This is a genomic window from Streptacidiphilus sp. EB103A, assembly GCF_041261405.1.
GTDB lineage: Bacteria > Actinomycetota > Actinomycetes > Streptomycetales > Streptomycetaceae > Streptacidiphilus.
In genome coordinates, this window is sequence record NZ_JBGCAQ010000010.1 from 106,296 (window position 1) to 126,294 (window position 19,999).

The 19,999-nt window shown below is 68.6% G+C and carries 19 protein-coding genes; 12 read left to right on the forward strand and 7 right to left on the reverse strand.

Annotated elements, in window-relative coordinates; genetic code table 11:
• Position 1: 1 nt before the first annotated feature.
• The gene (locus tag ABH941_RS18030) at positions 2-1,312 is read right to left on the reverse strand and encodes a glycosyltransferase (RefSeq protein ID WP_370130346.1); all 1,311 of its coding nucleotides are present in this window, start codon (positions 1,310-1,312) and stop codon (positions 2-4) included.
• Between the two features lie 116 nt (positions 1,313-1,428).
• On the opposite strand from ABH941_RS18030, the gene ABH941_RS18035 reads away from it, so the two are divergent.
• Positions 1,429-2,070 (forward strand): TetR/AcrR family transcriptional regulator, encoded by a 642-nt coding sequence (locus ABH941_RS18035; protein WP_134002384.1) that lies wholly within the window; start codon positions 1,429-1,431, stop codon positions 2,068-2,070.
• Positions 2,071-2,094: 24 nt separating this feature from the next.
• Here ABH941_RS18035 and ABH941_RS18040 read toward each other — a convergent pair whose 3' ends face one another.
• Both ABH941_RS18040 and ABH941_RS18045 read right to left on the reverse strand, forming a co-directional pair.
• Positions 2,095-3,048 carry an SIS domain-containing protein gene (locus tag ABH941_RS18040; protein ID WP_370130349.1) on the reverse strand — a complete coding sequence of 318 codons (954 nt, stop codon included), beginning with the start codon at positions 3,046-3,048 and terminating at the stop codon, positions 2,095-2,097.
• Positions 3,045-4,199, reverse strand: coding sequence for a hypothetical protein (locus ABH941_RS18045; RefSeq protein WP_370130351.1), 1,155 nt, complete (start codon positions 4,197-4,199; stop codon positions 3,045-3,047). The genes ABH941_RS18040 and ABH941_RS18045 overlap by 4 nt, the downstream gene beginning before the upstream one ends.
• 192 nt (positions 4,200-4,391) lie before the next feature.
• Here ABH941_RS18045 and ABH941_RS18050 point away from each other — a divergent pair, with 192 nt between their 5' ends.
• Positions 4,392-5,999: an APC family permease gene (locus ABH941_RS18050; protein WP_370130353.1), complete on the forward strand. Its 1,608-nt coding sequence runs from the start codon at positions 4,392-4,394 to the stop codon at positions 5,997-5,999.
• Between the two features lie 76 nt (positions 6,000-6,075).
• Positions 6,076-6,426 carry a VOC family protein gene (locus tag ABH941_RS18055; protein ID WP_370130355.1) on the forward strand — a complete coding sequence of 117 codons (351 nt, stop codon included), beginning with the start codon at positions 6,076-6,078 and terminating at the stop codon, positions 6,424-6,426.
• A 15-nt stretch (positions 6,427-6,441) separates the two neighbouring features.
• Here ABH941_RS18055 and ABH941_RS18060 read toward each other — a convergent pair whose 3' ends face one another.
• Positions 6,442-6,936, reverse strand: coding sequence for a MarR family winged helix-turn-helix transcriptional regulator (locus ABH941_RS18060; protein ID WP_370130357.1), 495 nt, complete (start codon positions 6,934-6,936; stop codon positions 6,442-6,444).
• A 94-nt stretch (positions 6,937-7,030) separates the two neighbouring features.
• On the opposite strand from ABH941_RS18060, the gene ABH941_RS18065 reads away from it, so the two are divergent.
• The 9 genes from ABH941_RS18065 (at position 7,031) to ABH941_RS18105 (ending at position 17,661) form a co-directional block, all read left to right on the forward strand.
• Entirely contained in the window at positions 7,031-8,509 is a 1,479-nt protein-coding gene (locus ABH941_RS18065) for an MFS transporter (RefSeq protein ID WP_370130359.1), read from the forward strand.
• Between the two features lie 512 nt (positions 8,510-9,021).
• The gene (locus ABH941_RS18070) at positions 9,022-10,983 is read left to right on the forward strand and encodes a putative Ig domain-containing protein (protein WP_370130361.1); all 1,962 of its coding nucleotides are present in this window, start codon (positions 9,022-9,024) and stop codon (positions 10,981-10,983) included.
• 202 nt (positions 10,984-11,185) lie between these two features.
• A complete protein-coding gene (locus tag ABH941_RS18075; protein ID WP_370130363.1) occupies positions 11,186-11,899 on the forward strand; it encodes an LppX_LprAFG lipoprotein in 714 nt (237 codons plus the stop codon).
• A complete protein-coding gene (locus tag ABH941_RS18080) occupies positions 11,896-13,416 on the forward strand; it encodes an MFS transporter (RefSeq protein WP_370130365.1) in 1,521 nt (506 codons plus the stop codon). The genes ABH941_RS18075 and ABH941_RS18080 overlap by 4 nt, the downstream gene beginning before the upstream one ends.
• Before the next feature lie 118 nt (positions 13,417-13,534).
• On the forward strand, positions 13,535-14,476 hold the full coding sequence (locus tag ABH941_RS18085) for an ADP-ribosylglycohydrolase family protein (RefSeq protein WP_370130367.1): 942 nt from the start codon (positions 13,535-13,537) through the stop codon (positions 14,474-14,476).
• Between the two features lie 1,059 nt (positions 14,477-15,535).
• Complete coding sequence (locus tag ABH941_RS18090) at positions 15,536-16,162, forward strand: SMI1/KNR4 family protein (protein ID WP_370130369.1); 627 nt, start codon at positions 15,536-15,538, stop codon at positions 16,160-16,162.
• Between the two features lie 112 nt (positions 16,163-16,274).
• On the forward strand, positions 16,275-16,799 hold the full coding sequence (locus tag ABH941_RS18095) for an HAD domain-containing protein (RefSeq protein ID WP_370130371.1): 525 nt from the start codon (positions 16,275-16,277) through the stop codon (positions 16,797-16,799).
• A 262-nt stretch (positions 16,800-17,061) separates the two neighbouring features.
• Positions 17,062-17,340 carry a hypothetical protein gene (locus ABH941_RS18100; protein ID WP_370130373.1) on the forward strand — a complete coding sequence of 93 codons (279 nt, stop codon included), beginning with the start codon at positions 17,062-17,064 and terminating at the stop codon, positions 17,338-17,340.
• 132 nt (positions 17,341-17,472) lie between these two features.
• Complete coding sequence (locus tag ABH941_RS18105) at positions 17,473-17,661, forward strand: hypothetical protein (RefSeq protein ID WP_370130546.1); 189 nt, start codon at positions 17,473-17,475, stop codon at positions 17,659-17,661.
• Positions 17,662-17,892: 231 nt separating this feature from the next.
• Here the strand turns inward: ABH941_RS18105 and ABH941_RS18110 are convergent, their stop codons facing one another.
• From ABH941_RS18110 to ABH941_RS18120, 3 genes are all read right to left on the reverse strand, one after another.
• Complete coding sequence (locus ABH941_RS18110; RefSeq protein ID WP_370130375.1) at positions 17,893-18,474, reverse strand: nucleotidyl transferase AbiEii/AbiGii toxin family protein; 582 nt, start codon at positions 18,472-18,474, stop codon at positions 17,893-17,895.
• On the reverse strand, positions 18,474-18,797 hold the full coding sequence (locus ABH941_RS18115; RefSeq protein ID WP_370130377.1) for a hypothetical protein: 324 nt from the start codon (positions 18,795-18,797) through the stop codon (positions 18,474-18,476). Before ABH941_RS18115 ends, ABH941_RS18110 begins: the two co-directional genes overlap by 1 nt.
• Positions 18,798-19,192: 395 nt before the next feature.
• Positions 19,193-19,429, reverse strand: a complete 237-nt coding sequence (locus ABH941_RS18120; RefSeq protein WP_370130547.1) for a hypothetical protein — start codon at positions 19,427-19,429, stop codon at positions 19,193-19,195.
• Positions 19,430-19,999: the final 570 nt, after the last annotated feature.

The window sequence follows — 19,999 nt, forward strand, 5'->3', positions numbered from 1 at the left end:
CCTACTTGCTTGCTACGGCGGGGGCGGCCGAGGCTGCGCTCGCGACGGCGGTCTGCTCGATGACGTCGGCCGCCCGGCGCAGGCCGTCCCGGCCGCGGATCTCCTCGCCCGCCGCGGCCAGCCGTGCGCGCAGCTCCCCGTCCCCGAGCAGCGCGCCCAGCGCGGCGTGCAGCTCCTCGTCGGTGAAGCCGTAGGTGTCGAGGCGGATGCCCAGCCCCAGCTCGTGCACCCGCTGAGCGTTGTCGTACTGGTCCCAGAACAGCGGCAGGCAGATCATCGGCTTGCCGAAGTGCAGCGCCTCGGTGGTCGTGTTGTTGCCGCCGTGCGTGATGACCAGGTCGACCAGCGGAATCACGCTGGTCTGCGGAACGAACTCGGCGCCCCACATGTTGTCCGCGAGCTCGATCTCGGCGTGCAGCGGACCCTTGGAGACGACGTACCGGTAGGGGGTCCTGGCCAGCGCGCCGATGATCCTGCGCATCAACTCGACGTCCGCGGAGCCGAGCGAACCGAGCGAGAAGTAGATCAGGGGCCCGTCGCCGGACAGCGAGTCCGGCAGCTCGAAGGACTCCTCGGTTTCACGGACCGAGGAGTCCAGCCGGTGCCAGCCCTCGCCGAGCGGCCGCTCCGCGGTGTAGTCGGCGATCTCCGGATAGACGTACAGGTTCGCCGCGCCCTCGTGGACGAACTCCAGGTCGGGCAGCGGTTCGGCGCCCTGCGCGACGACCCAGGCGTTGAACTCCTCCCACAGCGGGCGGTGCGTCCGGTCGTACTCCGCGGCGAAGGCCGCCCAGCCGGAGCGGTCGGCGATCGGATAGCCGGAGAACGTGGGCGGGACGCCGGGGCCCTTCACCTCCAGCGGGTTGCAGGAGACCACGCGCACGAACGGGACTCCCGCCGTGGTCAGCGCGGGGAAGCAGACCACGTTGTCCTCGACGATGACGTCCGGCCGCACCCGTTCGATGATCGCTTTCAACTGGGGCTCGCAGTAGCGGGACCCGCTGATCAGCTCCTCCCAGACCGGCTTCACCCAGGTGTCCAACTGCTCGATGGTCGGCTTGCGGAACTCCGGTGCGGTGTCCCGGATGAAGTCCTTCCAGAACTGGCCGGCCTCCTGCTCGACATCGCTGGGCGGCGCCAGGGCGACGAGGTCCTCGTCGAAACCGAGCGGCGCCAGCTTGCCCTCCCAGGACGCCTCCGCCGCGAACACCACCCGGTGCCCCCGCCGACGCAGCACATCGCCGATGCCGACGCAGTTGTTGGTCGGACCGTAAGCGCTCTCCGGCACGAAAAGTACGGTCAGCGGCGCCATGACGACTCCCGAGTGGATCGGTGTTGGTCGATTTGAAGGCTGATTCAATTACGGGGTGCTGTCGGACGTCAAGGGCCGCCGGTAGGCTGACAGCCGAGTTGAAGGCGGAGGTGGCGATGGCCACGCGCAAGCGGGGCGCCGAACGGCGGCAGGACCTGATAGAGGCGGCCCGGCGCGCGATGTTCCGGCACGGCACGGACGCGGTGCACCTCAACCAGGTGGCCGAGGAGGCCGGGCTGACGTCGGGCGCGGTGCTCTACCACTACCCGGACCTGAGCGACCTCCTCATGGAGGCGCATCACGCGGGGATGGAGCGCTTCTACGACGCCCGGATGAAGAAGATCTCCGGGATCGCGGACCCCGCCGAACGGCTCGTGGTGATGGTCCGTTCGGGCCTCCCGGTCGACGCCGACGACGCTGACGTCCGCCTGCTGTGCGAGCTGGGCGGCTCGGCCGGACGCAACCGCGTCTACGCGGCCCTGCTCACCTCGCTGTACGACCGTCAGGTGTCGATGTATCAGATGGTGCTCGAATCCGGTGCGGTACAGGGGGTGTTCACGCTGGCCGGCGACTCGCAGGTGATCGCCCGCAACCTGGTGGCGCTGGAGGACGCCTACGGCTACCGCATCGTCGCGCGGCACCCGCTGATCGGGCCCGAGGAGGCGGTGGAGCTGATCCTGGCCTATGCCCGCCAGTCCACCGGCCACGCCCTGACCCCGGCCCGGGGCCACCGTCCCGCCGGAACGACGGCGGGCTGACCCCGGGTCCGTCGATCCCGTCCGTTACCGGCCGATCCACCAGGCGGCGGCGACCAGTTCGGCCACCAGCGTCTCGCTGAGCAGCGCGACGTCGGGGTCGTCGTCTCCCCGGTAGCGGATCACTCCCCTGGCGCCGGGGACGTCCGCGCCGACCGCCAGCACGGTCGAGCCTCGTTCCCTGATCCACTCCATCGCCTGCCCGTCGTACCGGGAGCCGGGGAACAGCAGGGCCCGGTAGTCGAGGGTCTTGGTCAGGTAGACGTCGACGTGGGCCCAGTCGCCGGTCTCGCAGGCGGTCGCGGCACGCCGGGGGCCCTCGCGGACCATGAGGGCGGACTGGTCCGCGGACGAGATCCGTTCCGCGGGCGCGATCGTGTAGACCCCGTGCGGCCCGTCGAGCAGGTCCAGCGCCCGGTCCAACCACTCGTCCCGCCGGTCGAGCAGGTCCGTGCTGGCAACTGCCGTGCGCCGTACCAGATCCGGGATATCGGGGCCGGTTCCGGTGAGCTGCCCGACCAGGGCGAGCAGCAACGCCAGGGTGTGCTGGAACGTGCGGCAGGCCACCCCGCCCTGCTCGACTCCGGCGAGCAGCGGGACGACCAGGTCCGCGCGCTTCGCCAGCGCCGACTGCGGATCGTTGGTCAGCGCCAGCACCGTCGCGTCACCGAGCGGCAGCTCCAGCGCGTCGAGCACCTCGCGGCTGTTCCCGGTCGCCGAGACGACCACGACCAGCGTGCCCGGGGCCGGCCGGCGGGGAAGCGCGGAGGCGTACTCGGCGACGGCGTCGATCCCGGCCGCGCGCAGGCGCAGCGCGGCGACCCGGGCGGCGTACCGGGAGCTGCCCATCCCGAGGAACACGACCCGCCGGATGTCGCGGGGAAGGGCCCGGAAGGGGTTCTCCGAGCCGAGCTCGCCCGCCAGGGCGTGCAGCGCGCCCGGCTTGGCCTCCAGGTCGGCGAGGAAAAGGTCGGGGTTCACAGTGCCTCGTCTCCCTCGGGGGCGTCTCCCTCGGGGGCGAACCAGGAGCGGAGAACGCCCATCGGGGCGTACCGCCAGCGCGGCAGGAACCGCGCCGCGTAGACCAGTTCGCGGCATTCCTGTTCGATCTCGTACGGGCGCAGCAGGCGGGCGTCGAACAGCTCGGCCTTGCCGTGCTCCGAGAGCCGGGCGGTGTAGGCGTCCAGACAGGCGCGCCGTGCGGAGCGGGCCCAGGCGAGCGCGGACTGCGGCGCGGAGCCACGGTTCACGGCGATCTGCGCGACGTGTTCCAGGCTGGTGAGCAGCTGCGCGATGTCCCGGGCCGCGGGCTGGAACGCGGCGGCGGCTGGCGTCACGTCGCCGTCGAGCGTCGGATTGCCGTCGAAGTCGATCACGGCGTAGCCGTCGCGCCAGCGCAGCATCTGGCCGACGTGCAGGTCCCCGTGGATCCGGATCTGCCGGACACCGTCCCCTACCGGCGGCCCGGCCGGCGCGGTCAGCTGGTCGGAGAGCTGCGGTTCCCTGGCACGCAGCCACTCGCCGTCCACACCGTCGGTGAGCGCGATCGCCTCGGCCAGCGTCGCTCGCGCGGATCCGGGACCGGGGAGCGGGCCGGATACGACCGGGTCCGGGAAGAGCTCCGACGGGGTGGCCAGAGCCGCGTGCAGATCGGCGGCGAGCTCGCCGAGATCCGCCGCGAAGCCCGGTGCCGGTTCTGGTCCCGGTCTCGGTCCCGGTCCTGGTTCTGGTCCGGGTCCCGGTGCGCCGGAGAGCTCGGCCTGCACGGCGTCGACGCACCACTCCCAGCCGTCACTGGCCTCCGGCAGGTACTCGGTGACCATCGCGGCCAGGCCGTGCCGCCCGAAGACCGCCGCATACAGGCGCGGCGTGCGCCGGAAACCGACCGCGGCCAGGTGGCCCAGCAGTTCGGGGGCCCGGCCGGCCCCGCTGTCCTCGGCCATCCACTTGACCACGATCTGCTCGCCGACGACCACCGAACGGTTGGTCTGGTCGACGGTGATCACCCGCTCGGTCAGGTCGCCGACGTCCGGCAGCGGCGCGAAGAGCCGCACCGTGTACGGGTCCGGGAGCGGGAGACCCGCGGCGAGGATCCCCACCAGCCTGCCCGCTCCGCCTTCACCTGTGAGCACGCCCTCATGATCCACCAGCATGGGCTATCCGTTTTCTGAAGCCGGGTTCAGTTGCGTTACAAAAAATAAACATCACTGCGCCTGGGTGAGTCTTGTTCACAACTGAGTTTCAGTGCAACACTCGCGTTCCAAAACGGGGCGTCTCCCCAATCGTCCGGTTCCGGCGCACGATTCCCCGCAGGAGGTCCAACGGTGGCTATCGACAGTCCGTCCGCTCCACCCCCGGCAACCGCCGTCTCGGACTACGAGACGGAGACCAGGAAGCTGCGCAAGCACTTCGGCCGGTTCGACATCCTCTTCTTCCTGCTCTGCACGATCATCGGCGTCGACGTCATCGGCAGCATCGCCTCCCATGGCGCGGAGGCGTTCACCTGGCTGATCATTCTGGGCCTCTTCTTCTTCATCCCCTCGGCCCTGCTGACAGCGGAGCTGGGCACGGCCTTCCCGCAGGAGGGCGGTCCGTACGTCTGGACCAGCCGGGCCTTCGGACGCCTGGCCGGCGCGGTGAACAACTTCCTGTACTGGGTCACCAACCCGGTCTGGCTGGGCGGCACCCTCTCGGTCTCCGCCGTCACCGCGTTCACCACCTTCTTCAACAACGGCAAGGACCTGAGCACCCCTGCCTTCTACGTCTTCACCCTGGCCTTCGTCTGGGTGGGCGTCCTGGCCGCGATCCTGTCCTTCGACGTCGGCAAGTGGATCCCGACAGCCGGCGCCTGGGCCCGCATCCTGCTGCTCGGCCTGTTCACACTCAGCGTGATCGCCTACGCGGTCAAGCACGGCGTGCACGGCTTCGGCGCGAGCGACTTCAAGCCCAGCTACGCCGGCTTCATCACCCTCGTGCCGCTGCTGATGTTCAACTACGTCGGCTTCGAACTGCCCAACAGCGCGGGCGACGAGATGACCGACTCGCAGAAGGACGTCCCGTACGGGATCTTCCGCAGCGCCGGGCTGAGCATCCTGCTCTACGGCATGCCGCTGCTGGGCATCATGCTGGTGCTGCCGACCACCGCGATCACCAGCCTCGGCGGCTTCCTCGACGCCATCCGCCAGGTCTTCACGATCTACGGCGGACATGTCGCCGCCGACGGCACGGCGACGCTCAGCGGATTCGGCACCGTGCTGGGCGACTTCGCGGCGATCCTGTTCATCCTCACCGTGCTGTCCTCCGGGGTGACCTGGATCATGGGTTCGGACCGTGCCCTTGCCGTGTCCGGATACGACGGGGCCGCACCGCGCGCCCTCGGGGTAATCTCGCAGCGCTTCGGCACGCCGGTCCGGGTGAACCTGCTCAGCGGCGTGGTCTCCACCTTCGTGCTCGTCCTCGCCCACGAGCTGACCAGCGGCAACGCGGCCAAGCTGTTCGGCGCCGTGCTGGGCCTGGCGGTGTCCACCACCCTGGTCAGCTACCTCGGCATCTTCCCGGCGCTGGCGGTACTGCGACGCAAGTACCCCGACGTGCCCCGGCCCTACCGGGCGCCCTTCCCGACGGTGATCTCCATCTTCCTCACCGCGCTGATCCTCTTCGCCACGGTGCAGCTGCTGGCGCCCGGTCTGGGCAGCGACTGGTTCGGGACGAACTTCGCACCGAGCGGCTGGACCCACGCCGAACGCTACAAGTACCTGCTCACCGAGGCCGTGCCGCTGGCGGTGTTCATCCTGCTCGGAGCCCTGTTCTGGGCCCTGGGCACACCGACCCGCCGCAGGAACGCAGCGCTGGCCCCGACCGCCGCCCCCGCCGAACCCCCGGCGGCTGCGGCAACCACGGCCGACGACGCATCGGCACAGCCCACCACCTGACCGATCGGACCTGGCACTCGCCCGCGCTGACGCGCGGGCGAGTGCCAGGTCGGCCGTCGAGACCTAACCTGGTCGCATGATCACTGGTGGGCACGTCATCATCTACAGCCGTGATGCGGAAGCGGACCGGGCCTTCTTCAGAGATGTGCTGGAGTACCCGCATGTCGACGCCGGACACGGCTGGCTGATCTTCAAGCTTCCGCCGACCGAGCTCGCCGTGCATCCGACCGACGGCCCGGAGACGCAGGAGCTCTACCTGATGTGCGACGACGTCGACGAAACCGTCAGGAACCTCACCGCGCAGGGCGTCGAGTTCACCCAGCCGGTCACCGACGAGCGCTGGGGACGGCTGACCAGATTCCGCCTGCCCGGCGGCGGTGAGGTGGGCATGTACGAGCCCCGCCACCAACGGGCCACCGATCTCTGAGCAATCCGACAGTGATCAGGACTCCGCCGCCGCCCCGCGCGCCGCGCGGTTCTGCGGTCGCGTCCTGGTGAGTCCGGCTTCCACGGCGCTGAGCAGGGTGAGTGCCTGGTCGAGGTGTCGGGTGTCGTGGCCGGCGGCTGCGGAAACAGCCGCGGCCCATTCCTGCCGGACGAGCGCGTAGTTGCTGCGTCCGCGCTCGGTGAGATGGACGGTCACCCCGCGGCCGTCGCCGGGGTGTGCGCGTCGCTCGATGAGCGCCTTGTTCTCCAGCCCGCGCAGGGTGGTGGAGAGGTTGGTGCGCTGCAGCCCGGTGGTGGCGGCGATGCGGCTCGGCGTCGCGTCGGGCTCGTGCTGCAGGTAGCGCATCACCATGCCCTCGGACGGCGACAGCGGGACGGCCCGCTCGTCGGTGTAGCCACGGAACTGGATCTCGCGGCTGATGATCAGCACGAGGTCGGCCAGGTCGGCCCACCGTCGATCGCCGTCCGGTTCAGCGGCTTGGTCGTGCATCACATCTCCTGAGTACGGGTTGCCATGCATTGATTATGACCCCATACTCGTCATGACCATATAGTTATGAGTACATAACTTGTTAGGAGCTGTCATGACGACGGCCTTTTCCTCCCAGCGCGACCGGGCCGCGACGGCCTCCCCGCGCTCCATGGCCCGTGCGGGCGGGCTGCACCCGGTCGGTGTGTTCATCCTGCTGGCCGGCGCCTTCCTGCCGATCATGGACTTCTTCATCACCAACGTGGCGCTGCCCAGCATCGACGCCTCGCTGCACGCCTCGGCCTCGTCCCTGGAACTGGTGATCGCCGGGTACGGCGTCGCCTACGCGACCCTGCTGGTCCTCGGAGGCCGGCTGGGTGACCGGTACGGCCGGCACCGGATCTTCCTCGGCGGACTGGTGGGCTTCGTCCTGGCCTCCCTGGCCTGCGGCGTCGCCCCGAACGTGGGTGCGCTGATCGCGGCCCGCATCGTCCAGGGCGCCACCGCCGCCCTGCTCATCCCCCAGGTACTGGCGACCTTCCACCACGTACTCGAAGGGGAACGCAGGGCCCGCGCGGTGGCCCTGTACGGAGCCACCTCCGGCATCGCCGCCGTGGTGGGGCAATTGGTGGGCGGCCTGCTGGTCAGCGCCGACGTCGCCGGTACCTCCTGGCGGCCGATCTTCCTGGTCAACGTGCCCATCGGCGTGGTCGTGATCCTGGTGGCGGCCCGGATCGTGCCCAGCACCCGCTCGCCCCACCCGGTCGGCATCGACCTGCCCGGCACCGTCCTCTTCGCCGCCACGCTGGTCGCCCTGCTGGTCCCGCTGACCGAGGGCCACTCCCTGGGCTGGCCGTGGTGGACCTGGCTGCTGCTCACCCTCTCGGTCCTCCTCGGCGCCGCCACCTACGTGGTGGAGAAGCGCTCCGAGCAACGTGGCGAGGTCCCACTGCTGCCGCCGTCCCTGCTGCGCCTGCCGTCGATGTCCCGCGGTCTGGCGATGGTGTTCGCCTTCAGCATCGGCTTCGGCTCGTTCATGTTCGTCTTCGCCCTCACCGTCCAGAACGGCCTGCACGCCGACGCCCTGCACAGCGGCCTCGCGATTCTGCCCATGGCCCTGCTCTTCCTGGCCGGCTCCCTGGTCGCCCCCCGCCTGATCACCCGCTTCGGCCGGGCCGCACTGTCCACCGGCGCCGTCGTCCAACTCGCCGGACTCGCCTCCCTGGTGACGGTCATGGTCGGAAACTGGCCGCACGTCAGCCTCTGGGCCATGGCCGTGCCGCTCGCCCTGGTCGGCGCCGGACAGTCCATGCTCTTCGCCGGCCTGTTCCGCAGCGTCCTCGCCGACGTCCCCGCCCATCTCGGCGGCATCGGCAGCGGCGTCCTGATCACCCTCCAACAGAGCGGCCTCGCCCTGGGCGTAGCCACCCTCGGCACTCTCTACCTGACCCTCGCACCGCACAACGTCGCCCACGCCTTCGCCGACGTCGAGTACGTCCAGATGGCCATCGTCGCCCTCCTCGCACTCAGCGCCGCCGCCCTGCCACGCTTCACGAGGGCCACGGCTGCCGGCATCCCGACCGTCGAGGCCTAGACCTCTGTTGGAAGCTGCTCACCGTTTCCGGTCGGGACGAAATGCCCTCCTCGATGCGGCTCTTGCGGCGTGCCGACCCCCCTTGCAGACTCCAGCCTTCCGGCACACCCCCCATCCGGGGCGAGAATTACCACCAATCGGGGGGCTACGCGCGATGACTATCCCCCACCTGCTGTCTTTACGTGTCGGAAACACCCGAAGTACCCCGACCTGTGAGTGGGCTGTTGACCACCGTTAATCAATCCTGCTTTGCTTCACCGCAGCCGAAGGCACACCCCCCACAGTGGTGACACCCTTTCAGTTGCCTCTTGCCGCTTGACGACCAACGCTTTTCCTCCACATCGACACGGAGAGAGCAGCGTTCTCATACGGCTGCGCGGAAATTGCTGCACTCAGAACTCTGCCGAGGTCAGTAGCGGTTTTCCGGTGCACCTTCGGTCCCTGTCCAGGCATGTGGTCCCCCGCCGCCGACCGGCGTGCGGGCGACCGGTATGAGAGAGGAACCCTCAACCATGGGTAACCCCCACGCCCAAGGTCGCGCGAGACGAGTCGCCCTGACCGGACTCGTCTCGTTCTCCATAGCCGCCGGCGCCTTCGCTTCGGCTGCCGCGCCCGCCGATGCCAGTACCAGCTCCCCGGTCCATGTGAAGCGGCTCTGTGCCGCGCCCGCCCATGTGCGGATGATGTCCTGCATGGCGCTGGCCCGCACCGACGTGACCCAGCCCCATGCACTGGTGATGAACGCGGTCTCGCCGATGGCGACCCCCTCCGGATACGGCCCCAGCGACCTGCGCAGCGCCTACAGCCTGCCGGCCAACGGCGGTTCAGGGGCGACGATCGCGATCGTCGACGCGCTGGACGACCCCAACGCGGAGTCGGACCTGGCCGCCTACCGCAGCCAGTACGGCCTGCCGGCCTGCACCACCGCCAACGGCTGCTTCAGCAAGGTCGACCAGAACGGCGGCAGCAGCTACCCGACCGCCGACTCCGGCTGGGCCGGGGAGATCTCGCTGGACCTGGACATGGTCTCCGCGGTCGCCCCCAACGCACACATCCTGCTGGTCGAGGCCACCTCGGCGAACATGAGCGACCTCGGCACCTCGGTCAACACCGCCGTGAGCCTCGGCGCGAAGTACGTGTCCAACAGCTACGGCGGCGCGGAGGACTCCACCGACCTCAGCTCCGACAACAGCTACTTCAACCACCCGGGCGTCGCCATCACCGTCTCCGCCGGTGACTCCGCCTACGGAGCTCAGTACCCGGCCGGTTCCCAGTACGTCACCTCGGTCGGCGGCACCGCGCTCAGCAAGGCGTCCAACACCCGCGGCTGGACCGAGAGCGTGTGGTCCACCAGCAGCACCGAGGGCACCGGCTCCGGCTGCTCCGCCTACGACCCCAAGCCGAGCTGGCAGACCGACAGCGGCTGCTCCAAGCGCACCATCTCGGATGTCTCCGCGGTCGCCGACCCCGCCACGGGTGTCGCGGTCTACGACAGCTACCAGGCCACCGGCTGGCAGGTCTACGGCGGCACCAGCGCCTCCTCGCCGATCATCGCCGGGGTTTACGCGGACGCCGGTACACCCGGGACGAGCGACTACCCCTCGAAGTACCCCTACCTGCACACCTCCGCGCTCAACGACGTCACCAGCGGCTCCAACGGCAGCTGCTCGCCCAGCTACCTGTGCACCGCCGGTGTCGGCTACGACGGCCCGACCGGCCTGGGCACCCCCAACGGCCTCACCGCCTTCACCGCCGTCAGCTCCTCGGCCAACACGGTCACCGTTACCAACCCGGGGAGCCGCAGCGCCACAGTCGGCACTGCGGTCTCGCTGCAGATCAGCGCCTCCGACTCGGGCAGCTCCACGCTGACCTACTCGGCCACCGGCCTGCCGGCCGGACTGTCGATCAACTCCTCCACCGGCCTGATCACCGGCACCCCGACCACGGCCGGCACCTCCTCGGTCACCGTGACCGCCAAGGACGCCACCGGCGCCTCCGGCAGCACCAGCTTCAGCTGGACCGTCTCCACCACCGTCACCGGCGGGGTCACCAACGGCGGCTTCGAGACCGGCAGCCTCTCCGGCTGGACCACCAGCGGCAGCGCCACGGTGACCGGCACGGCCGCCCACTCCGGCAGCTATGGCGCGATGGTCGGCTCCACCAGCCCGTCCAACACCTCGTCGGTGGCGCAGACCTTCACCGCGCCGACCGGCAGCTCCAAGCTGTCCTTCGACTACAACGTGACCTGCCCGGACACCGTCTCCTACGACTGGGCGACCGCCACGCTGAAGGACAACACCACCGGCACGACCACCACGGTCCTGGCCAAGACCTGCGTCTCCTCCTCGGGCTGGGTCGCCAAGAGCGCATCGATCACCGCGGGCCACTCCTACACCCTCACCCTGACCAACAAGGACGACAACTACCCGGGTGACCCGACCTACACCTACTACGACGACGTGACCGTCTCCTGACCCCACACGCCGACCGCACAACCGCGGGCCCCTCCCTCCGGATCACTCGGGGGAAGGGGCCCGCTGCACGCCACGCCCGCGCGCCGGCCCGAACCAGCCCCGCAAAGCCACCCGGCACCGTTAAGTGATGCTCCGTCAGCTCATTGCTTGTTGTGCCCTGGAACCACTGCCGCCGACCTAGTGCGACGTCTAGCATCCGACTATGCGAAACCCCCGGGCCCTAGCAGCCGTCATCGCCGTACTCGCGCTCCCGCTCTCCGCCTGCTCCAGTGGGGGCAGCGGAAGCGGCAGCGGCAGCAAGGAAACCGCCAACCTTCCGGCAGCCGCGCAGTTGCTGGGCAGCGGTGCGACGGCGATGACCGCGGTGCAGTCGGTGCGGTTCTCGATCGACGCGAGCGGCCAGATCGCGGGCCTTGCCCTGCGCAGTGCCACCGGCCAGCTGACCCGGGCCGGGAACGCGCAGGGCACAGCGTCCGTGTCGGAGAGCGGCGCCCTGGTGGAGATCAACTTCGTCATCGTGGGCTCCACGGCCTACATCAAGGGCGCGACCGGTGGCTACAGCAAGGTCCCGCTCGGGGTCGCCACCGCGGTCTACAACCCCGAGGCGATCCTGGACCCGAACAAGGGGGTCGTGAAGCTGCTGCAGACGGCGACGGGCGCCCGGACGGTGGACCGGGAGACTCTGAACGGGCAGTCGGTCTACCACGTGAAAGCGCTGCTGGCGCAGCCGGTGCTGGCCACGCTGGTTCCCGGGGACTCGGAGAGCGAGCAGGGCGATCTGTGGCTGACGGTGTCCTCGTCGCAGCTGGTGCGGGTCTCGTTCCCGGTACGGACGGCATCGGGCGGCAGCGGCTCGGTGACGGCCTCGTTCTCCGATTTCGACGCACCGGCCACGATCACCGCTCCGCCGTCGTGACCGTCGTCGACACCGGGACGGCGCTCAAGGGGCGGCACGCCGTCCTCGGCGTCACCGGCGTGGTCACGCTGCTCGGGTCGCTGGACACGTACGTCATCGTCACCCTGCTGAACTCGATCACCAATGACCTGGGCATCCCGCTCAACCATCTGGAGCGGGCCACCGCGATCGTCACCGCGTACCTGCTCGGCTATGTCGCTGCCATGCCACTGCTGGGGCAGAGCGCGGACCGGTTCGGGCCGCGGCGAGTGCTCCAGTCCTGCCTCGTCGTCTTCGCGGCCGGCTCGGCGCTCACCGCGAGCGCGCACAGCCTCCAACTGCTGGTCGCGGGGCGGCTGGTGCAGGGCGCCGCGGCAGGTGCGCTGCTGCCCGTCTCGCTCGCGCTGGCCGGGCGTCTGTTCCAGGGCCGGGCAAGGCCCGTCGCGCTCGGTTCCGTGGGCGCCGCGCAGGAGCTCGGAAGCGTGCTGGGCCCGCTGTACGGGGCCGGCGTCGCGGCGCTAACGGGCTGGCGCGGGGTGTTCTGGGTCAATGTCCCGCTCGTGCTGGTCGCGGCGGTGGTGATGGAGTTCACGGTGCCTGCCACGGCGGCGCCCGAACAGGGCGAGCCGACCGGGAGCCGGCGCACCGACCTGGTCGGCGGCGGTCTGCTGGCGGTGGCGCTGGCGCTGCTGGTGGCCGCCCTGGACAACCAGGACCCGCAGAAGTCGGTGCTGCCGAGCTGGGGCCTGCCCCTGCTGCTCGGCAGCGCGGTGGCGCTGGCGGCCTTCGTGCTGTGGGAGCGCCGCAGCCGGACGCGCCTGATCGACACCCGCCGGATGCGGCGGCGCCCCTTCGCCGCGGCGATGGCGACGAGCTTCTGCGCCGGCGTGGCGCTGCTGGTCACGCTGGTGGACGGGGAGTTGGTGGCGCAGTCGCTGCTGGGCAAGAGCTCGGTGGGCGGCGCGCTGCTGCTGATGTGGTTCCTGACGGCGCTGCCGGTGGGCGCCGTCATCGGCGGTCTCGCCGGGCGTCGGCTGGGGCACTCTGTCGTGGCCGCGGTCGGCATGGCGGTGGCGGCCGGAGGCTACTTCCTGATCGCGGCCTGGCCCCTGGCGGCTCTGACCGCCCACCTCGGCCAGCTTCCGCTGGCGCAGACCGACCTCGTGATCGCGGGCCTGGGCCTGGGCCTGGTGATCGCGCCGGTGGCGGGAGCAGTGCTGGACTCGACGGAGCCCGGGCAGCACACGACGGCCTCGGCCGCAGCGGTGATCTCCCGGACCATCGGCATGCTGGTCGGCGTGGCGGCCCTGTCGGCCTGGGGGCTGCACCGCTTCCAGACCCTGACGGCCCACCTCGACATGCCGATCCCGGGCACGACCGACTTCGAGAAGGCATGGCCGGCCTACCAGCACGCGCTGGCCGTGGCGCTGCACACCGAGTACAGCGACATCTTCCGGGTGACAGCCGTGGTCTGCGCACTGGGTGCCGTGTGCGCGCTGGGCCTTGCTGCCCGTCCGCTCGACGAGACGACGCGGTAACCCACCTGCCGACGGCTCCGTCACGGAGTCCGACGCCCCGCAGACCGATGCGCACTGAACGCTGGCCCGCGTCAGAAACCCCGTGCCAGCACCTGCTCACCGCATCTACGCTGCCGGGATGGGTCGTGACCAGCGGGTGGCAGGTGCCGTTATCGGCTCGGCGGTGGGTGACGCGCTGGGCGCGCCCTTCGAGTTCAGCAGGGAGCGCACGTTCTCCACGCGCTTCCCGCAGCCGGATCCCGACAACGAGATGTGCGGAGGCGGAAGCTGGGAACCCGGCGAGGCCACCGACGACACCCAGATGGCCGTCCACCTCGCCGAATCCCTACTCGAACGCGGCGGCATGGACCTGCCGGACATCTTCGCCCGCTTCCAGCGCTGGGCCACCGACGACCCCATGGACATCGGCCTCCAGACCGAGAGCGTGCTGACCAGCGGCGACCCGTGGGACCTGGCCGCCGCCATCCACTTCCAGACCAACCACCGCGCCGCGGGCAACGGTTCCCTGATGCGTGCCACCACTTCCGCCGTCTACTTCGCCCGCGCCGGACAGCAGACCACCATGGACGCAGCCCGCCGCATCGCCGCCCTCACCCATGGCGACCCCGCCGCCTGGGAAGGCACCGCGATCTTCCACGAACTCGTCAGGATCGCCCTGGACGGCGGCGACCCCCTCACCGCCCTGCCCGACGTCCTGGCCCTCATCGACGCGGACCAGCGCGAGCGCTATGCCGTCGTCCTTGCCCCCAACTGGCACCCCGACCAGGCCACAGAGTTCAACGGCGCCGTCTGGCCCTGCCTCGGCTCCGCCGTCTGGGCCCTGCGCACCACCACCTCCTTCGACGCCGCCCTCCGCGCCGCCGTGGACCTGGGCGGCGACACCGACACGGTCGCCGCCGTCACCGGCGGCCTCGCAGGTGCGGTCTACGGGCTGGACGCAATTCCCGCGCCGTGGACGCGCCCGCTCCATGTCCTGCTGCCGGGATCCGGCGGCCGGGAACTGGACTTGGCCGACCTGACGGAACTCGCCGCGCGCCTGGACCAGCCACCGGACAAGTAGGCCAACTATCCATGTCGGCCCACCGAGGCAGGGATGCGGACTCCGCCGTTGTTGCCTCTGAATACCGCTCCTACTAGTGCGCAATTGGTGCGCAGGGCTCGGTCGACCATGTCGGCCTCGCCATCCGGTGCTGTGATGTCTGAGGATCCACAGCGACGGAAAACGTATACAGGCCCAGCCCACCTGTATACATTTTCCGTCGCCCCCAGGGAGGTGGGGGTGCGGCCCCCAGTCGATGTGCCGAGGCAGGATGACCGTACCGACCGTCGGCCCGCACAACTCAGCGAGGGACGTCGGCAGCGCATAGGGCTTGGCCTCCGCCTACCTACTCATGCCCCCAGCATGCCGCATCCCGGCTGCCCGCTGCGGTTGTGATGCATCCCTCGGAATTGGTCCAGATAGCAAAGAACCCCCGGGCCGCCTGGGGGTTTATGTGGAGCGGGTGACGAGAATCGTCCAGGCGCTTCGACGCGATCTGACGCTCACGGAGCTGGGCGCGTGACCGCGGGCAGAACTTGGGCTCTCTGGTGCACCCGCAACCTTCCCGCTCGTCCAAGCGCAGCCCCTCGGCGAGAATCGCTAGAACCACCGACCAACGCTTCACGTCATCGCGACGTGGGGCAGCGAAGTCGTGGCCAGCGCAGGTCAACGGCTTGCGGCAACGCGGGCAGGAGTGCACCCGAATGGGCCAGCGGTAGTGCTTGAAGGACACCCTGCAGTCCACACACACAAAGTGCAGCTTGTAGACGTGGGTCGCGTAGAAGCACACAGGTTGACCGTACCCGGCGCCCCGATAGCCGTCGAACCAATTCGATGGCTGGCCCGGCTTACGACACCCGCCTGCGATGGGGGCTGCGGGCCCCGGCGATCGACTGCGATCGGGGGTTGCTCCACTTCGCTGCTGCACGGCTCCCGGGATGTGGGCTCCATGGCTACGACATTTCTGGCCATGCGGGTCTGCCTGCGTCCAACTGGCTCATGGGGCGCTTTTGTCAGCACTCCCGTCACCAGCTTCGGATGTAGGGCATGCGATGGGCGCGATCGGCAAGAATGCGGGGCATGCGTCCTCCGGACTCCTCCGTCCAAGCCGCCTGGGCTCGAATCGACGCCTGGCTGCAAACCCACGCGCCTGTCTCGTTCGCCTTGCTGGCACCGCCCGCCGCAGCGAGCGCGATTGCGTCGGCCCAGGCAGAGATGGGCCTGCTGTTCCCGGTCGACCTGCTGGAATCGCTCGCCTGCCATGACGGGGTCACCGCGTGGTGCAACCTCCTTCCTGGACAGCCTCCCTTGCCCGTGACGGAGATGGTGAAGCTCTGGCGGTCACGGGTGCGGATCGACGAAGAGGACGACGAGCCCCTCGAAGACGACGAGCTCTGGTGGCATCGGCAGTGGATCCCATGGGCCGCGAGTGACAGCGACGCTGATGTCATCGACATGCGACCTGGGCCGAATCAGGGGCGCCTAGGGAAGGCACCTCACGCCGACACGGCCCATTTCCATGATGGCTGGCCGTCTCTTGTCTCGTACTTGAGCGAGGTCGCGGACGCGCTGGAGTCAAGCCGTGAAGTGAGAGGTTGGTCTGCCTACCTCACCCCGCAATGCGAGTTGTGGTGGTCGTTCCCCGGAGAAACGGAAGTCAATGGCGACCCGCTGACTCCCGCTCCCGCCAAACCCTCTGATCCGTAGCCCATGCCAGAACGGTCAACTCCGTCCAGTTAAGTAATCTTCCGTTTCAACTCGGACGGCTCCATCACCAAGTCCGACAGCCCGTAAGCCGAGAAACAGCTACCGTGCAGCCGTGACCAGTCCAGCGCAGCTCCCTCTGCTCTTCCTCGATGTCGACGGACCGCTCATCCCCTTCGGGGCAACGCCCGAGCAACTCCCTGGCGGGTACCCGACCTACCAGGCCGGGGCCGAGGCAGACGGCGCAGACGCGAACCCGCTGCTGGCCAGAATCAACCCAATGCTCGGCCCCCGCCTGGCGGCACTCTCGTGCGAGTTGGTGTGGGCCACGACCTGGATGGCCGACGCCAACCAGTGCATCGCACCACGCCTCGGCCTGCCGGAGCTTCCCGTCGTGGACTGGCCGGACCTGTCGGACGATGACGAGTTGGGCGGGCTGCACTGGAAGACTCGCACCCTCCTCGCCTGGGCAACTGGGCGCCCCTTTGCATGGGTCGACGACGAGATCACCGAGGCCGATCGGACCTGGGTCGCCGCACAGCATCAAGCGCCGGCCCTGCTCCACCGTGTCGATCCCAGCCAGGGCCTCACCGCCAGGGATTTCGCCGTGCTCAACGACTGGCTGTGTCACCCGGCGTGACCTGAGCAGGTGTCCCGACGCTGACACTCAGTGGGCACGGTCAGTCTGCGTTGGTCCGGACAAAAGGAATCCCCGGTCCGCTGGCCTGGCGGTTTGTGTGGAGCGGGTGACAAGAATCGCACTCGCGCTCTAAGGGTGGGGAGCTCCTGGTTTCTAGCGGCCTTTACCCAGATCAGCGCAACGCAGCTTCTATGGCGTCGCTGTTGGCCGAGCCGGACTCGCCTGAGGTACTTAGGTACTATCCGTCATGGAGATGGTACGGATGACGACGGCTTCACCGAAGACACCGCGGCAGGCACCGTTGAAGGTAGACCCGGAAACCGACAAGCTGATCAGTCAGGGCGCACATTTCCTGGGCTTGACGAAGAAGGACCTTGTAGCCGATGCCGTCCGGGTCTACCTGGAGCAGCGGCGCGAAGACCTACGCATCGGCATGGCCGAGGTGTTGCAGGTGCTCGACGGCTCTCTCAAGTCCGACGTGATGCTGCTAACTGGGCTGACTGCGGAAGAGATCGATTCCCTCGGCGGGATCGACGAGTAACCGGGGGAACACAAATGCACCCTGCCCGCCCCACCGTGCACTGGATCGACGCCGATCTTCCCTGGCTGGTCGCAGCGGGTCTACGGAAGAGAAGGTCATTGGCAGATGATCTTCGAGACCCAGGACCGTGGCATGAGCCGACGACGCTACGTCGCCAGGGGCGTCCGCTGCGGCTACCGGATCTGGGACAACAAGGGGCGTCGGTGGTGGGGGGACCTCTACGAGCTCTGTCCCGACGACCTCGTAACTGCGCTTAACGCCAAGGCAAGCCCAGAGAGCATCACCGCGCTCCTCAAACAGTACAGGGCCATGAAGCGGTAAGATCGTCCCCTCACGCCGTGGATGGCGAGACGTCAGCTATGCGCCCGAACTTGACTGCTGCGCATGCCTGCTAACGGTTCGCCAGTAGCGCACGACAAGCCCGATGACTCACGCCGATGACCTACCGGAGCTGCTCTGCGCTCCTACTCGACATCCGGGCTGCTCTCCAGCTTGTCCAGCCGACTCTTCCAGTCCGCGAATCGCTGACGGATGGCTGCCGCCTCGCGGTCGTCAAGACCGTAGGCCGCGAACTGCCTGTCGGTGTACCCGCCGGACGCGGGCAAGTGCGTCAGCGAACATCGGTCGATCGAACCCCGCCTCGTTCGCGGCAGCGAGTTCCATCAGACGCTCGGTGGTGTATCCGCTGTCCAGCAGACCGTTGATGTCGATGGCATCGCGAACCTCGGCCCTACCGAAGAGTGCGCTGGTCTTCCCGGCCGCGACATCGTCCCGGTGGAGTACCGGGCCCAGGTCGGACTGCACAGGAGGATGATGCAAGAACTCCGCGACGAGTTCGACCTTGCTCTGCGCACCCGTAGCCGGATCGGTGACATTCAGCCGGGTGTAGGTCGTGACCTGCTGCGCAACCTCGACCAAGAACCCGGCAGCCTCATACGCGGCGGTGACTCGTGCAGCAGCCGCCGGCATCTCTCGTTCCGCCCGTTCGATCGGGGCGAAAAGATCGACATCGTCACTGATCCGATTGACGATCTGATGGACCTGGACGGCGTAACCGCCCGCCAGCGCGTATCCGTAGTCCTGGGCGAGGGCCTCCAGGCCAACGCGGATAAGCCGATGATGAAAATCTTCCACTACGCCGCTGCCGCCCGCGCCGCGGAGAGCTGCGGAAACGAGGTTTGCCAGAGGTCCCGGGCCCGCAGCGGCAGGAACAGGTCGGGCCACACCCGCCGAAGGACGCTCGCGTTCAGATAGGTATGAAGGTCCGCCGCCGTCTGCGATTCGCGGATGACCCGCTCGTACATCAGCACCACGTCCGCCGCATCGGAGAGGTCGTACTCGTAGTGCGGGCCCCAGTCGATGTGCCGAGGCAGGATGACCGTACCGACCGTCGGCCCGCTCAGCTCAGCGAGAGACGTCGGCAACGCATAGCGCTTGGCCTCCGCGTACCTACTCATGCCTCCAGCATGCCGCATCCCAGCAATCCACGGCAGCGCAGACACCGGGGAGCGCACGGTACCTGCTGAGACCGCAGGTATCCCCCAACGACCTCGACTGACCGCTGCGGTAGTGGTGCGTCTCCTGGAATTGGTCTAGGCAACAAAGAACCCCCGGGCCGCTGGCCAGGGGGTTCTGCATGGAGCGGGTGACGAGAATCGAACTCGCGCTCTGAGCTTGGGAAGCAATGCCCACATCACCATGAAAAACCGACCCCGAGCTGCCCATTCGGCCCACTCGGGACGGTCGATCTGCTGGTCGAACAGGCCTCAGTATCACCGTGGTTAACCGCTCATCTCCGCCGATTGGGGCACGCAGGGGGCACGAGGCTTGCGCCTCCGCATCCCTCGGACTGTCAAACAATGTGCACCCGCTCGACTGCACCATCGGAATCCCGCAGGAGAATCTCCCGCCCTTCGGCACGTTGGGCCTCCAAGAAGCCGTACACCTGAACCGCGCGGTTGATCACATCGGCCTTGCTAAGCCCCGTGGCGGTCATCAGCTCTGCAATAGCCAGCGCGGCTGGCGGCACGAGTGTCACCGAGTAACGCTCGCTGCCAACAGCGCGGTCCTGCTTCGCTGCCCCATCCATCAAGATCACCCTTCGGCTGCCCCCACTGTACTCGTGGCCATCGCCACGCCTCGTAACACAGTATGACCCAACGCCGGGTACATTCACACCCGATGTGCATCAGATACGCACCGCATTTGTGCATGTATGCAGCACTGTGGCAGCATGTACGTCACTGGCGCTCCGGCATTCGGGTCGGGCGGACTACTCCAGCCAAGGAGGCGGCGCATGAGGAACCAAGCTCCCGGAGTATCTAGGGCATCCGGGCCCTAGGCGCGGGGGCTCTCCTTATTGGGAGCCCAAGTGACCAACGCTAACTCGTCCGAGTCGTTCGAGACCTCGGAGCCCAGCAGCGCTGCGTACGTCAAGATCTTCACGTCCCCGGACGGCCCTGGGGGCACCATTTCGGTGCCTGCTCGCGAGTCGGGCCATCTTCTGGACGTGGTCGTTGTTGGCGCCGGCCTTGCTGCAGCGGCCTACGATCCTCGGCTCATGGCTGGGGCCCTTGCCGTGCTTCACGAGACCATCCCGTGGCAGTGCGGGGCGATCTGCTTGATCGCGTCTGTGATGTTGCCGCTGAGCTTCGCTGGC

Bases quoted from the DNA above. Each gene is read 5' to 3' on its own strand.
- ABH941_RS18105 (WP_370130546.1), top strand. From the start codon at position 17,473: ATGAGCCGACGACGCTACGTCGCCAGGGGCGTCCGCTGCGGCTACCGG.
- ABH941_RS18060 (WP_370130357.1), bottom strand. From the start codon at position 6,936: ATGCACGACCAAGCCGCTGAACCGGACGGCGATCGACGGTGGGCCGAC.
- ABH941_RS18100 (WP_370130373.1), top strand. From the start codon at position 17,062: ATGACGACGGCTTCACCGAAGACACCGCGGCAGGCACCGTTGAAGGTA.
- ABH941_RS18090 (WP_370130369.1), top strand. From the start codon at position 15,536: ATGCGTCCTCCGGACTCCTCCGTCCAAGCCGCCTGGGCTCGAATCGAC.
- ABH941_RS18085 (WP_370130367.1), top strand. From the start codon at position 13,535: ATGGGTCGTGACCAGCGGGTGGCAGGTGCCGTTATCGGCTCGGCGGTG.
- ABH941_RS18075 (WP_370130363.1), top strand. From the start codon at position 11,186: ATGCGAAACCCCCGGGCCCTAGCAGCCGTCATCGCCGTACTCGCGCTC.
- ABH941_RS18070 (WP_370130361.1), top strand. From the start codon at position 9,022: ATGGGTAACCCCCACGCCCAAGGTCGCGCGAGACGAGTCGCCCTGACC.
- ABH941_RS18035 (WP_134002384.1), top strand. From the start codon at position 1,429: ATGGCCACGCGCAAGCGGGGCGCCGAACGGCGGCAGGACCTGATAGAG.
- ABH941_RS18055 (WP_370130355.1), top strand. From the start codon at position 6,076: ATGATCACTGGTGGGCACGTCATCATCTACAGCCGTGATGCGGAAGCG.
- ABH941_RS18120 (WP_370130547.1), bottom strand. From the start codon at position 19,429: ATGGATGGGGCAGCGAAGCAGGACCGCGCTGTTGGCAGCGAGCGTTAC.
- ABH941_RS18030 (WP_370130346.1), bottom strand. From the start codon at position 1,312: ATGGCGCCGCTGACCGTACTTTTCGTGCCGGAGAGCGCTTACGGTCCG.
- ABH941_RS18065 (WP_370130359.1), top strand. From the start codon at position 7,031: ATGACGACGGCCTTTTCCTCCCAGCGCGACCGGGCCGCGACGGCCTCC.
- ABH941_RS18115 (WP_370130377.1), bottom strand. From the start codon at position 18,797: ATGAGTAGGTACGCGGAGGCCAAGCGCTATGCGTTGCCGACGTCTCTC.